Annotated in this window: 11 protein-coding genes; 7 read left to right on the forward strand and 4 right to left on the reverse strand. The window is 44.6% G+C overall.

All coding sequences use genetic code 11. The annotated features are described in order from the left end of the window. The first annotated feature begins 43 nt into the window (after positions 1-43). On the forward strand, positions 44-970 hold the full coding sequence (locus tag JCM16418_RS19180) for an alpha/beta hydrolase (RefSeq protein WP_036652244.1): 927 nt from the start codon (positions 44-46) through the stop codon (positions 968-970). A gap of 84 nt (positions 971-1,054) precedes the next feature. On the opposite strand, the gene JCM16418_RS19185 is transcribed toward JCM16418_RS19180, so the two are convergent. Continuing rightward, positions 1,055-2,920, reverse strand: a complete 1,866-nt coding sequence (locus JCM16418_RS19185) for an LTA synthase family protein (RefSeq protein WP_036652248.1) — start codon at positions 2,918-2,920, stop codon at positions 1,055-1,057. 215 nt (positions 2,921-3,135) lie between these two features. Next, on the reverse strand, positions 3,136-4,515 hold the full coding sequence (gene gdhA / locus JCM16418_RS19190; protein WP_036652250.1) for an NADP-specific glutamate dehydrogenase: 1,380 nt from the start codon (positions 4,513-4,515) through the stop codon (positions 3,136-3,138). Positions 4,516-4,766: 251 nt separating this feature from the next. On the opposite strand from gdhA, the gene JCM16418_RS19195 reads away from it, so the two are divergent. Further along, positions 4,767-7,115, forward strand: coding sequence for an ATP-dependent DNA helicase (locus tag JCM16418_RS19195; RefSeq protein WP_052020551.1), 2,349 nt, complete (start codon positions 4,767-4,769; stop codon positions 7,113-7,115). Positions 7,116-7,183: 68 nt separating this feature from the next. Then, complete coding sequence (locus JCM16418_RS19200) at positions 7,184-8,167, forward strand: Gfo/Idh/MocA family protein (RefSeq protein WP_036652255.1); 984 nt, start codon at positions 7,184-7,186, stop codon at positions 8,165-8,167. Positions 8,168-8,184: 17 nt separating this feature from the next. On the opposite strand, the gene JCM16418_RS19205 is transcribed toward JCM16418_RS19200, so the two are convergent. Both JCM16418_RS19205 and JCM16418_RS19210 read right to left on the reverse strand, forming a co-directional pair. After that, positions 8,185-8,865 carry a CidB/LrgB family autolysis modulator gene (locus JCM16418_RS19205; protein WP_036652258.1) on the reverse strand — a complete coding sequence of 227 codons (681 nt, stop codon included), beginning with the start codon at positions 8,863-8,865 and terminating at the stop codon, positions 8,185-8,187. After that, on the reverse strand, positions 8,865-9,236 hold the full coding sequence (locus tag JCM16418_RS19210; protein WP_036652260.1) for a CidA/LrgA family holin-like protein: 372 nt from the start codon (positions 9,234-9,236) through the stop codon (positions 8,865-8,867). Before JCM16418_RS19210 ends, JCM16418_RS19205 begins: the two co-directional genes overlap by 1 nt. A 114-nt stretch (positions 9,237-9,350) precedes the next feature. On the opposite strand from JCM16418_RS19210, the gene cidR reads away from it, so the two are divergent. The 4 genes from cidR (at position 9,351) to JCM16418_RS19230 (ending at position 14,481) form a co-directional block, all read left to right on the forward strand. After that, entirely contained in the window at positions 9,351-10,256 is a 906-nt protein-coding gene (gene cidR, locus JCM16418_RS19215; protein WP_036652262.1) for a cidABC operon transcriptional activator CidR, read from the forward strand. A gap of 90 nt (positions 10,257-10,346) precedes the next feature. Further along, the gene (locus JCM16418_RS19220) at positions 10,347-10,901 is read left to right on the forward strand and encodes a MarR family winged helix-turn-helix transcriptional regulator (RefSeq protein ID WP_081765511.1); all 555 of its coding nucleotides are present in this window, start codon (positions 10,347-10,349) and stop codon (positions 10,899-10,901) included. Continuing rightward, positions 10,898-12,625: an ABC transporter ATP-binding protein gene (locus JCM16418_RS19225; RefSeq protein WP_036652263.1), complete on the forward strand. Its 1,728-nt coding sequence runs from the start codon at positions 10,898-10,900 to the stop codon at positions 12,623-12,625. The genes JCM16418_RS19220 and JCM16418_RS19225 overlap by 4 nt, the downstream gene beginning before the upstream one ends. Next, positions 12,622-14,481: an ABC transporter ATP-binding protein gene (locus JCM16418_RS19230; protein ID WP_036652265.1), complete on the forward strand. Its 1,860-nt coding sequence runs from the start codon at positions 12,622-12,624 to the stop codon at positions 14,479-14,481. Before JCM16418_RS19225 ends, JCM16418_RS19230 begins: the two co-directional genes overlap by 4 nt. Positions 14,482-14,517 lie beyond the last annotated feature (36 nt).

Here is a 14,517-nt window from a genome sequence, read left to right on the forward strand (position 1 = left end):
TTAGACATATGATATTAAAAGGCACTGGAGGTACGACGCTAAGATGTGGGCTGTAATCATCATTGTGTGTGTGATCATCATCGCGCTTTTCCTGCTCGGAATCAGCTTATATTTCTACAATGTGGGGATTCGGAGGAGCAAAAAGGATTTCCTTGAGGTTGACCCGAACTTGATTAAAATTGAACATCCATGGGAGTCAGCTGAAGGCTGGCTGAAGGATCAGCCGATGGAAGTGGTAAGTATGAAATCAGATGATGGGCTTCTATTGAAGGCGTACTATGTGCCAGCTTTGAAACCCTCAACGAAGACCGTTATTCTTGCTCACGGATACGGTGGAGCTGGGAGAGAAATGGCGGCATTCGCTAAATTATATCAGGACATGGGCTATAATGCTTTGATGCCGGATGATCGTGGGCATGGGGATAGTGAGGGGAGTTACATTGGTTTCGGTTGGCATGATCGTCTGGATTACAAGCAGTGGATTCAGTACATCATTCAGAAGAATGGGCCGGAAGTGCAGATTGTGCTGCAAGGCGTGTCGATGGGCGGGGCTACGGTGCTTATGACGAGTGGTGAGAGTCTGCCCGAGCAGGTAAAATGCGTCGTATCTGACTGTGCTTATACATCGGCGAGGGACATTCTGACACATCAACTGAAGCAAATGTATAAATTACCGCCTTTTCCACTGCTATCTGTAACGAGTCTGGTATGCAAAATCAAAGCAGGCTATTACTTTGGCGAGGCCTCTGCATTAGCTCAAGTAGCCAAGACGCATTTACCCATCCTGTTCATCCATGGTGATGAAGATACATTTGTTCCATATCCCATGGTGCATACGCTATACGGGGCAGCAGCCGGGGAGAAGGAGCTGCTGGTGGTTAAAGGAGCACTACATGGTAATGCCTATTTTACGGATAAAGAGGCTTATGGAAATAAACTGCGTGGCTTTCTGAACAAGTATATTTCCTAGAGCGCTCTATCATAAAATGAAATCAAAAAAACAGCCAAGGCAGGGATAAGCTCCTACTTTGGCTGTTTTTTGTGCAGCATATATTTATTTGTTAGGCAGCTGTGTCACGTAGCTATCGGATAGACCGAGTAGCTTGAGTGCACGATCGTATTCCGATTCAGTAATGGCTTGTCTGGCGTTTGCGTAGTTGATTCCATTCAATAGGTACTGTGTTCCATCCTCAAACCCTGCACCTGACATGAATAACGCCTTATTATTCAGGAAAGAACCAGTTGGTAAGTAATAACGCTGCGGAAGTAGATTATATTTCGTCTGATTTAGCAGATCCTGCCCGAAATGGATTTGATTCGTGATTGGAGCTCCAATTAGATTGGCAATGGTCGGAAGAATATCAACCTGACCGCCAATCTGCTTCAACACTTCTGGCTGGGTAATGCTGCTCCCTGCGAGGATTAACGGAACGTTCATCATGTCAGTATAGGTGTAATCATGACTGTAAATTTCTTTCATTAACGCCTTATCCTTATGATCCAAGGAGTAAATAGGTAGCCCCATATGATCCCCGTAGATAACGATCAAACTACGATCCCACAGCCCTTTTTTCTTAAGGTCATCTATAAATTGTCCTAATGCATAGTCCGCATAATTTTGTGAGCGAATATAATTACCCACAAACGTACCTTCATAGCGCGTAGGAAGCTTCATATGGTATTTATCCTCGGATATGGTGAAGGGATGATGGGCTGACATCGAAATAATTTGAGTATAAAAGGGTTTGCTAGCCTGATCCATCACCTGTAGCTGCTCGGCTGTCTTGGCGTACAAGATTTCATCGGATGAACCGAAGAAAAGCGTATCTTCACTTCCAAAAAACATCTTATCATAGTATTTATCAAAACCGAGCGCTGAGTATAGCTCTTTGCGATTCCAGAACTCAACGTCGTTGGTATGGAATGTTGCTGTTGTATAACCGTTATTCTTCATAAGTTTCGGCAGGCTGGGTAGTGCCTTGTCTACGTAAGACTGTGTCGCAGCTCCTATTCGAGGAACGTAAGTCGATGTATTCACCACATATTCAGCATCAGAGGTATTTCCTTGTCCAACTTGTTGATAAAAATGTGGGAAATAAGCATAATCCGCTGCGAGTTTGTTCATATTTGGCGTCATTTCTTTACCATCTAATTTGAGGTTAATCAAAAAGTTCTGGAATGATTCCAGCTGAATAATAATCACATTCTTACCTTTAGCGGCCCCGAATCTGAGAGGCAGTGCAGGTTCTTGAATTCCTTTGAGCTCGTTAATAGATGCTTGCGATATATGTTGTAGCGGAGTGATCTGTGCTTTATTTTTGGAAAATATGGTGTAAACCTCATAATTAAGAATGCCCATCTGTTGGGACTTCTTAATTTCATTCATGCTGGCTCTGTTCGGCATAATATTAAATAGGCAGACGGACAAGCACAGAATGAACAGTACTAACACGACAGCGCGTTTACCTTTGTAGGCTGCGATCTTCCTTTTCCAATCATATGCTCTGCGTTTACGTATCTGCAGATAGAATAGCACAATAATATCGACAAAGATCAGTAAATAGTATGGATCCATCAGTGAGAAAACACTGTTACGGACGGCGGTCACTTGATTTACCTGTTCTAGTGCATGATAGGTGACGATGACACCGTAATACTTGAAATACATAATCACAGCAAAGAAAATGGCCGTAATGAGTAAATTTACAATCGTGTATGACATGAGCTTACGTTTCGAAGCAAACCATTCAATGATGCTGAATAGCAACCAGATAAAAGGAACTTCAGTAAGAAGTATCTTCCATGGAAACCAGTCACCGAACGTTACAGCCCAGGCTAGATAACCTTTTAACAATAAAAGCAGGGTAAATAGAACAAAGGGCTTCTGAATGAAGCTTTTACAAGAGGACCATGACAACATATTGACCTTCCCTCCATATGTAGAAAAACGAATCATGTATAGGGTGAACATGCTCTTTAAATAAGTATGCCCCGCTATATTAGAGAAGTCAAAAAAGTATGGAATTCGTGCCTAAGCAGATAAATAGCCTTGTTAGAAGATATTCGGAGGATATGGGAAGCCGAAAAAAATCCCCAGGCTTTATATAGCCTGGGGATTGCTTGTTATATTGGAATTTAGATGACACCATGTGCGATCATAGCATCTGCTACTTTAACGAAACCAGCAATGTTAGCACCTACAACGAGATTGCCTTCATAGCCGAATTCAGCAGCCGCTTGGGCACTGTTCTCATAGATGTCGATCATAATTTGGTGAAGCTTAGAATCCACTTCATCGAAGCTCCATGCAGAACGTGTGCTGTTCTGGGACATTTCCAGTGCGGATACGGCTACTCCGCCCGCATTAGCTGCTTTAGCAGGTCCGAAGAGGACATTGTTTTCTAGGAAGACGTCGATGGCTGCGAGTGTAGAAGGCATGTTAGCACCTTCAGCAACAGCTTTTACGCCATTCTTAACAAGCAACTTCGCTGCATCTTCATCAATTTCATTTTGCGTAGCGCAAGGAAGTGCGATATCACAAGGAATCGTCCAAATATCTGAACAACCTTCGATATATTTTGCATTTGGATGTTCATTTACATATTCACTAATCCGTTTGCGTTCAACTTCTTTGAGTTGTTTAACGGTCTCGTAATCGATGCCTTCTGGATCATAGATATAACCGTTGGAATCACTACAAGCGACAACTTTAGCGCCAAATTGAGTTGCCTTTTGGATCGCATAGATAGCTACGTTACCCGAACCGGATACGACTACCGTGCTGCCAGACATGCTCTCGCCTTTAGCTTTCAACATCTCGTTTACAAAATATACAGTTCCGTAGCCAGTAGCTTCAGGGCGTGCCAAGCTTCCGCCGTAGCCAATGCCTTTACCTGTTAGAACGCCAGCTTCATTACCGCCGCGGATACGTTTATATTGACCAAAGAGGTAGCCAATTTCACGTGCGCCTACGCCAATATCGCCTGCAGGAACGTCTGTATCAGGACCAATGTATTTGTATAGCTCCGTCATGAAGCTTTGCGTGAAACGCATAACCTCGCCGTCTGTTTTTCCTTTAGGATCAAAGTCAGATCCACCTTTACCGCCACCGATAGGCTGGCCAGTAAGTGAGTTTTTAAGGATTTGTTCAAATCCAAGAAATTTAATAATGCTGGAGTTAACGGAGGGGTGAAAGCGAAGACCGCCCTTGTATGGGCCAATTGCGCTGTTGAACTGTACACGGTAGCCGCGGTTAACACGCACAGTTCCTTGATCGTCTACCCATGGTACTCGGAACATAATGAGTCTTTCAGGCTCAACTAGTCTTTCAAGGATGCTGTTCTCCATGTACTTCGGATGCTTAGCGATTACGGGCACCAGGGAATCGAGGATCTCTTTGACTGCTTGGTGAAATTCGCTCTCGTTAGGGTTACGTCTGCATACAGTTTCAAAAACTTCGTTTACATAAGTCTTGGCTTTCTTCTCGGCAGGTAGTTCTACATGCAAAAATGTCATTGGATTATCTCCCCATTCCTAGTTTCAAACTTACAGAATGCTGAAGCATTTGAAATGAAAGGCTTACGCATTCTGTAAGCATGAAGCTGTATTTAATCAAGAATTATACACGAGATCGATCTCTTTCTTCAACCCTTTAATACTTTAAATAGGCATGGTAATGAATGAAATGTACGGTTTTTGCAACAAATTGGACATGTTACTGGATAAATAAGGGTTAAATTAGTGTAGTTTACCTTAAGCGTGTTAAGATGACATCAAAGATACAAAGGGAACGGGTGATCTTATTGTCAGACCTTGTTAAGCAGAATCAGGTTAGAATACCGGTTAGACCGCTAGTTGAATATGTTTTCCGTAGTGGCAGTATTGAAACGGGATTCCGGACCAACGCGTCCATGCAGGAAGGCACGAGAATTCATCAGCAGGTGCAGAAGCTGTATGCAGATGAAGATCAAAAAGAAGTATATCTGAGCATGGACATTCCTTATTGTAGCATTGTGTACCACATCGATGGCAGATGCGATGGATTAATCAAGACAGATGACGGATGGATGATTGATGAGATTAAATCCACGGTTTCACTGGCTGAAGTGAAGGCAGAGGGTGGACGAGCTGTTCACTGGGCACAGGCGCAGGTCTATGCATATATGTATGCCAAGGATCAAGCGCTAGAGCAAATGCATGTACAGCTGACCTACGTTGGAACGACAACAGGTGAACAGCAGCAGTTCCGTCGTACGCTTAAGCTAGCTGAACTTGAGGCATTTGTGATGGAGATCCTGGAACAGTATGCCCCTTATGCATCCTTACGGCTTCACAACGCCGTTGTAAGGGATGAAAGCATACGTGCATTAGAATTTCCCTTTGCCACCTATCGTGAGGGGCAGAGGAAGCTTGCTGGTGCGGTATATGGGGCGGTGAAGGAAAAGAAGAAGCTGTTCGCTAAGGCTCCGACCGGCATCGGTAAGACACTATCTACTCTATTCCCATCTGTGAAGGCGATAGGAGAGGGGCTGCTACAGCAAATCTTTTACCTCACAGCCAAAACAATTACACGTACGGCTGCGGAGCAGGCATTCGCCCTCATGCAGTCTAATGGATTGCGGATACAGACGGTTACGATTACAGCCAAGGATAAGGTTTGTTTCCAAGAGGAGAATCACTGTACCCGTGAAGACTGCCCTTTGAGAGAAGGGTATTACGACCGTATTAGCGGAGCAATTATTGATATCTTATCACATGAAACGGTAATGGACCGAACGGTCATCACTCAATATGCCCAAAAGCACCGCGTTTGTCCGTTTGAATTTTCGCTGGATGCGGCATATGCAGCAGACGTTATTATTTGTGATTATAACTATATATATGATCCGCGTGTATCACTTAAACGTTTATTTGAGGAGCAGAAGAAACGAACGGTACTACTCGTGGATGAGGCTCATAATTTGGTCGACCGTGGACGGGAAATGTTCTCCGCTGGAATAAGTAAGCAGGCATTTCTACAGCTTAAACGTGAGTATAAAGGTGTGAATTCTGGATTACAAGCAGCGTCTGACGCAGTGAATCAATATTTCATCGCTCTACGTAAAGCCTGCGGTGAACAACGGCAACAGATTGAACGGGAGTCACCAGAGGAGTTAGTACTACTGCTTGAAAAGTTTGTAAGTGAGGCAGAGCAGGAGCTATTGTCCGGACGAGTCCAAGCGGAGGGACAAGTACTGCTGGAGACTTATTTTGCTGCTCAGAATTTCATCCGTACATCTAAGTTGTATGATGAGCAATACATTACCTATGCAGAAGTACAACGAAATGACGTCTATATCAAAATGTTCTGTTTAGATCCCTCTGCCTTGCTTGCCAAAGCAGATAAAGGTTTTCGCACAGCGGTATTCTTCTCAGCTACCCTTTCGCCCCTTTCTTATTACCGGGATATGCTCGGGGCTAGTGAGGAGGATTACAGTATTACGGTTCCTTCACCTTTCCGTCAGGAACAGCTAGATGTTCGGATCGAATCTTTGTCCACTCGGTACCGTGACCGAGAGGATACGCGTGATCGTCTGACTGAGCTATTATATGAGCTTATCCAGGAGCGGCGCGGTAATTATATGATCTTCTTCCCATCCTATCAGTACTTGCGAGCGGTGTATGAACCATTTACTGAATTGTATCCACAGGTGAACACCATCGTGCAGGATACAGGTATGGCTGAAGAAGAACGAGAACGGTTTTTAGCGGCCTTCAAGGCTGATAATAAGCAGACACTCGTAGGTTTTGCGGTGTTGGGCGGTATTTTCTCTGAAGGAATTGACCTGCAAGGAGATCGATTAAACGGTGTAGCTGTAGTTGGAGTTGGACTACCGCAACTGGGGCTGGAGCGCAATCTGATTAAGGATTATTTCAATGGGGCGGGTAAGAATGGGTATGACTATGCCTATGTGTACCCGGGTATGAACAAAGTCCTTCAGGCTGGAGGCAGGCTGATCCGCTCGGAACAAGATGAGGGAGTGTTGGTGCTAATTGATGACCGCTTCCTACAGCGCCAATATCTTGGACTTCTACCTGAAGAGTGGAAAGGTTATGTTGTTAACCGCTCAAAATAGCTGATAAGTGTTATGATTCGTTATATTGCATAGTGAATTAAAAAACACTCAGAGGTGGGATCATGCTCATGACTTTGCACATTGGCATCATCGGTACGGGTTGGTTTAGCCGTGTTCATGCCGATATTATTAAGGGTATGAACGGCGTCAAGCTTCAGGCTGTTTGTGGTACAAGTCTTTCTAAAGCCGAGCACATGGCGCAAGACTATGAAGCTAAGGGATATGGACATTTGAAGGATATGCTCGATTCAGAGCGTCTAGACGCAGTGTACATCTGCGTGCCGCCGATGTCTCACGGTGAAATCGAATTGGAGCTAATTCGCCGCGGAATCCCTTTTCTCGTTGAAAAACCGTTAGGGTTAGATGCAGAGCTTCCGCGCCGTATTCTTGAACAAGTTGAAGCTACGGGGATACTGACTTCGGTAGGATATCATTTTAGATATGCTCAAACGGTAGACCGATTAAAAGCGATGGTTAATACGCATAAGGTTGGCATGGCACTTGGTAAATGGATGGGGAGTATGCCCGGTGTTGCTTGGTGGAGACAGCAAAATGGTTCAGGTGGGCAATGTATTGAACAGACGACACATGTCGTTGATTTGCTTCGTTATGTCGCTGGAGAAGTCGATGAGGTGTATGCGTTGTATGGTAAGCGGGTAAAGCATGAGCTTGAACCCAACGTGGAAGTGGCGGATGTAGGTACGATAACACTTAAGATGCGAAGCGGCTTAATCGCCAATATTTCGAACACATGCGTCTTACCAGGCGATAGTGACATCAGCGAGACTGGCCTATCCTTCTATACGAATCAGGGGATTCTGGATTGGAGTCCACAGCGACTTAGCGTTCAAGCATCGGGAATACAAACGAACTATACGGCGAATAATCAACCTTATATACAAGAAAATGAGGCGTTTATTCATGCGCTGCGCACAGGAGATAAGAGCCTCATTCGTTCAGATTATGCAGATGCGTTCAAAACACAGCAAGTCACTTGTGCTGCGCTTGAATCGGCCACTCGAGGAATGCCGGTTGCAGTCCTTACGATATAACATTTGGATTATTAGAACTAATGGAATATCAAGTTCATCATCAGTGGAGCTACACCAAGGGTGAATAATGCAGCCAAGATCATAGAAATACTGGAAATGGTTCCGGTCATAGAGCTCAATTCAAAAGCTTTCGATGTCCCTGTACCATGGGAACTGGTGCCGAATAGGATGCCACGCGCGACCTCGTTTTCGATTCGGAATAAACGCATCACCAGTGGTCCAATCATCGAACCTAGAAGTCCAGTTATAATAACGAATACGGCTGTCATATTAGGAACACCGCCAATGATTTCTGATACGTTCATTGCGATCGGTGTGGTGACGGAGCGCGGAACAAGGCTTGTGACGAGTGCCGAACTTAAGTGCAGACGTTGTGCCAAAAAAGCAGATGAGATCATAGCAATACAAGATCCTGTAAGTACGCTGACGAAAATTTCGTAAGCGTGCTTTTTTAATATTTTGTAGTTTTTATACAGTGGAACTGCAAATGCTATAGTTGCCGGTTGTAATAAGCTGCTGAGCCATTTACCACCCGAATTATAGGATTCATAAGGAATGTCCGTTAGCATCAAACCTGCGACGACAATAAGTGGCGTAATCAGCAGTGGCGATAAGTAAACTTTGTTATATTTACCGTAAACTCGTTTGGTTGCCATGTAGATTCCAAGCGTAAGAAACAAGCAAATGAGGCCTGTCATCATGACACCTTCCGTTCTTTTCTATTAGCAATGCGTTTGGCAATGAGTCCGGAGCTGGCCATGACGATAAATGTACTAAAGATCACGACGATCAGGATACGTATCCCATCACTTTCAAGCATCGGGATAAACTTCATCACACCGACAGCGGCCGGAATGAAGAATAGCAGCAGTTCAGCGAGCAACCAGCTCGCCCCAAGCTCAATCCACTCTAGCCGGATGACATGCGTCTCAAGCAGGATAAACACAAGTATGATTCCCATAATACTGCCGGGTATTGGCGAATGTATAAGGAGAGCCAGCCTGTTCATGAGTAGAGAGAAGACCATTAAAGCTGCAACCTGAAGGGTTCCTTTCAGCATCGTATTCATGTGTTGTCATGCCCCTTTCATAGTAATGAAAATTTTACATCATTTATTTTCATAGGTAAAATGCATATATAGAATGGTTTGTATTCCATTTATCTATAGTATGGAGGGGTAAGCATGGACATCAGGCATCTGCAATATTTTATGGAGGTCGCTCGGCTTCAAAGTTTTACGAAAGCTGCAGAATCGCTATATATTACTCAACCCACCATTAGCAAAACGATCAAAAACATTGAAGAGGAGCTGGGTGTCATTCTCTTTGATCGCTCAAACAAAAAGATCGTGTTGACCGATGCGGGGCAAATCATTTTTGAGCAAGCTCAGCCTATCGTGAAATCCTTTCAGAACTTATCGGCTGAACTCGGCGATCTGAAAAATTTACATAAAGGTCATATTCGCTTAGGGCTTCCGCCTATGGTGGGCTCCAGTTTTTTTCCGGAGGTCATCGGTCAATTTCGAGAAAAGTATCCTCAGGTCACGATGCAAATCTTCGAAGATGGGGCTAAAAAGGTGGAGATGGACGTTGGCAATGGCCTACTAGATATCGGCGTGGTCGTATTGCCGACGGATGACCAGATCTTTCATTCGTTTTCATTTGTCAGGGAGAATTTGATGTTGATTGTACATCATTCTCATCGTTTGGCTAATCGGGAGAATGTTCCGTTACGGGAACTGGCTGAGGAGAAGTTTGTGCTCTTTCGGGAGGATTTCACGCTGCATGGCCGCATTATATCGGAATGTGCCAAGGAGGGCTTTCATCCGCATGTGATCTATGAAAGCTCGCAGTGGGATATGATCAGCGGCATGGTAGCCGCTAATCTGGGGATTGCGTTGCTGCCTGAGACAATATGCCGTGAAGTGAATAAATCGCGTATACGCATACTGCCGCTAGATGATCCCGCTATCCCGTGGCAACTCGGGGTGATATGGCATAAGGAGCGCTATTTATCTTTTGCTGCAAGGGAATGGATTGCTTTTACGCAAGGGGTACTAATGGCGAAGCGTAGTCATTTGACTTCATAATTTGTCTGGATTTATAATTAGGTAGCCTATTTAATAGGTTGCCTATTTATTTGGCTTCCTAACCAATCGGATGGAGATGATCAATCCAGAATGAAAGAAAAGAATCAGCAGCCCATACCAAATACAAGATGCTTTGTGGATGCAGATGGACAACAAGCAGAAGAATTAACAACAGCGAAGAAATTGATGATGGCCATCATGCGCTTTAATAAGGCGGGATTTCGTCAACGCATCATTGAAGGTGTGAAGATGAGTGAAATGAGATTGATGTTTATCGTCAATAAATCGAAAAAACAGGGAACGTCAGGTTTGAAGGTGTCCGAAATTAGTTCCATGCTGGGTGTGACTTCACCTACGGTGACTCAAATGATTAAATCGCTCGAGAGCAAAGAATGGATCGAGCGCACCATGGACGATGAGGACCGAAGAGCCGTTCGTGTTAATTTGACCGAAAAGGGTGATCATATTATCCGAAAGGTCATGGGTGCCATGGTGGAATCTTTTGATGGACTCATTGAGTTTATGGGAGAAGAGGATAGCAACCAACTTGCTAATCTATTGACCAAAGCCTATATGTATTATGAAGAAAATGAAGACAAATTGAATGAGGATCATCTGAACTGTACAGGAGGTGATGGAAGATGATGAAATTGTTTCGTTATTTACGGCCTTACCGGCTACTGATTGTGTTCGTATTTATACTTGTTTTCTTGCAATCGATGTCGGATCTGTATCTTCCAACGCTGATGGCTGATATCGTCAATGATGGTATTGTTAACGGAGATATTCCGTATATCTGGAAAATTGGTGGTTTCATGCTGATCTTTGCACTAGGCGGCGCGATCTGTTCCATCTTTGCGAGTTACTTGTCTTCCAAAGTAGCAGGTGGATTCGGTAAAAATTTGCGTAGCCGCGTGTTCAGTCATGTCCAGCATTTCTCTTTGCAGGAATTTGATAAGCTCGGCACGGCATCGCTCATTACACGTACGACGAATGATATTACGCAAATTCAGCAAGTACTTACGATGATGCTGCGCATGATGATCAGCGCTCCAATGATGTGTATTGGCGGTATCATTATGGCGGTATCCAAGGATGCTAAGCTATCTTTGGTAATTGTCGTTGTTATTCCTGTACTAGTAGGTGCCGTTGCTATTATCGCAACGAAGGGCTTACCCCTGTTCAAGGCAATGCAGGTTAAGTTGGACAAATTAAACCGCGTACTACGTGAGAACTTGACGGGTATTCGGGTTGTTCGCTCCTTTAACCGCATCGAACATGAACAGAAGCGTTTTGATGAAGCTAACTTTGATTTGACACAAACGGCAATCAAGGTAAATAAAATTATGGCTGCCATGATGCCTATTATGATGCTAGTCATGAACTTTGCAACGATTGCTATTGTTTATTTCGGCGGTATTCGAATTAGTAATGGTCATATGCAGGTCGGTGATTTAATGGCCTTTATTCAATATGCCATGCAGATCATGTTCTCACTGGTCATGGTATCCATCATCTTCGTTATGGTTCCCCGGGCTGCGGCCTCTGCGGCTCGTATTAATGAAGTACTTGCGATGGAACCACAAATTACAGATCCGGTGCAGACCGAAACGATCAAGCATGAACGTGGCTTTCTGGAATTCCGTGATGTTACGTTTAGCTACCCAGGTGCAGAACATCCTGCAATCTCAGGTATTTCATTCCATGCTGAGCCGGGCGAGACAACGGCAATCATCGGTGGTACAGGTTCAGGGAAGTCAACATTACTTAGCCTGATTCCGCGCTTCTATGATGTGGAGAAGGGCAGCGTACTGGTTGACGGTGTGGATGTGAGGCAGATGTCGCAAGAGACTTTGCGAGCCAAAATTGGTTTTGTTCCACAGAAGGCAGTTCTATTCACAGGAACCATTATGGATAACATCCGCTATGGTAAAGAGGATGCAACGGACGAAGAGGTTCGCAAGGCAGCTGAAATTGCTCAGGCTGCTGAATTTATTGCCACCATGAAGGATGGATATGAGTCCAAGATTGCTCAGGGTGGTAACAATGTATCGGGTGGACAGAAGCAGCGCTTGTCCATTGCCCGCGCCTTGGTACGTAATCCAGAAATCTACGTTTTTGATGACAGCTTCTCTGCGCTGGACTTCAAGACGGATTCTAAGCTTCGTACCGCGCTTAAAGATGTAACCGAGCAATCTACCGTCCTCATTGTAGCGCAGCGGGTCAGCACGGTTATGAATGCAGATCGAATCATTGTGCTGGAAGAAGGAAAGATTGCGGGCATTGGCAATCACCACGAGCTAATGGACACATGTGATGTGTACCGTGAGATTGTATCCTCACAGCTATCAGAGGAGGAGAGCGCATGAGCGAAGAACAGAAGAGTCATAAACCAGCGGGCGGACCGCGCCATCCCGGTGGCCATCCCGGTCAAATGATGCCTGCGGAGAAGGCCAAAGACTTCAAAGGCTCCCTGCGGCGGTTGCTCGGATATCTAAAACCACGTAGAGTTCAGCTAAGTATTATTTTTCTCATGGCTATTCTAAGTACGGTGTTTAGTATTGTCAGTCCTAAGATTTTAGGTAAGGCAACCACCAAGCTGTTTGAAGGTGTGATGGCCAAAACATCCATTGATTTTAATTATATTACTCAAATCTTATTAATACTGATCGGGTTATATCTTTTCAGTGCTATATTCGGTTATATCCAGCAGTACCTGATGGCTGGAGTAGCACAAAAAGTCGTATACGATATGCGTCAACAAATCAATCATAAGTTGTCACGTCTGCCACTGAAATATTTTGATTCCCGTACCCACGGTGAAATTTTGAGCCGCGCTACGAATGACGTGGACAATATTAGTACAACGTTGCAGCAAAGTATTACACAGCTGATTACATCCATTGTGACACTCGTTGGTATCATTATTATGATGCTTACGATCAGCCCGTGGCTCACATTGATCCTTATTGTGACGCTGCCACTAAGCTTTATCGTCATTAAATTGGTTGCTTCGCGTTCGCAGAAGCATTTCATGGGCCAGCAGAAATCATTAGGTGAGCTCAATGGTCATGTGGAAGAAATGTACACAGGTCATAAGATTGTTAAAGCATTCGGCCGTGAGGACGAATCGATGGCGGCTTTTAATGAGATCAACGATAAACTGTATAACTCTGGTTGGAGAGCTCAGTTTATCTCGGGTATTATCATGCCAATGATGTCCTTTATCGGAAATATTGGTTACGTGCTAGTCTGTGTGGTTGGAGGTATTTTTGTAACACAGAAGACGATTACAATTGGTGACGTGCAAGCCTTCATTCAGTATGCTCGTCAGTTTACGCAACCAATCATGCAAACCGCAAATATCGCAAATATCATTCAATCGACGATTGCATCGGCTGAGCGTGTATTTGAACTATTGGATGAGCAGGAAGAAGTGCCTGAGACTACGAATGCTGTGGTTCTTGAAGATCCGAAGGGCGCAGTTCGCTTTGAGAACGTCAAGTTCGGATACAAGGAAGACGCTATCCTGATTGACGATATGAATATTGACGTGCAGCCGGGGCAGACGATCGCTATTGTGGGTCCAACCGGTGCAGGTAAGACAACGCTAATCAATTTGTTAATGCGGTTCTATGAACTGAATGATGGAGCGATAACGATTGATGGCGTAAATATTACGGACTTGAAACGTGGTAATTTGCGTAATATCTTCGGCATGGTTCTTCAAGATACTTGGCTCTTTAATGGAACCATTATGGAGAATATCGCTTACGGACGTGCAGGTGCGACGGATGCGGATGTCGTTGAGGCTGCTAAAGCAGCGCATGCGGATCACTTTATCCGAACATTACCGGAAGGCTATTCGACCGTACTGAACGAAGAGGCATCGAATATTTCGCAGGGTCAAAAGCAGCTTCTCACCATTGCGCGTGCGATTCTAGCCGATCCTTCCATTCTGATTCTGGATGAGGCGACAAGCAGCGTTGATACGCGGACGGAAGTGTATATCCAGAAAGCAATGAATGATCTGATGCAGGGCAGAACGAGCTTCGTCATTGCCCACCGCTTGTCCACCATCCGTGACGCTGACCTGATTCTAGTGATGAACAATGGTAGCGTGATCGAGAAGGGTAACCATGAAGAACTGCTCGCACAGGGTGGCTTCTATGCTGATCTTTACAACAGCCAGTTCGCTGGTGGTATTGTACAGGATGCAGGATAAGCATCAATGTAAGATGGAGTGGTACCCCAGGGCTTA

Origin of the sequence: Paenibacillus pini JCM 16418, from assembly GCF_000576305.1 — a bacterium.
GTDB lineage: Bacteria > Bacillota > Bacilli > Paenibacillales > Paenibacillaceae > Paenibacillus_AQ > Paenibacillus_AQ pini.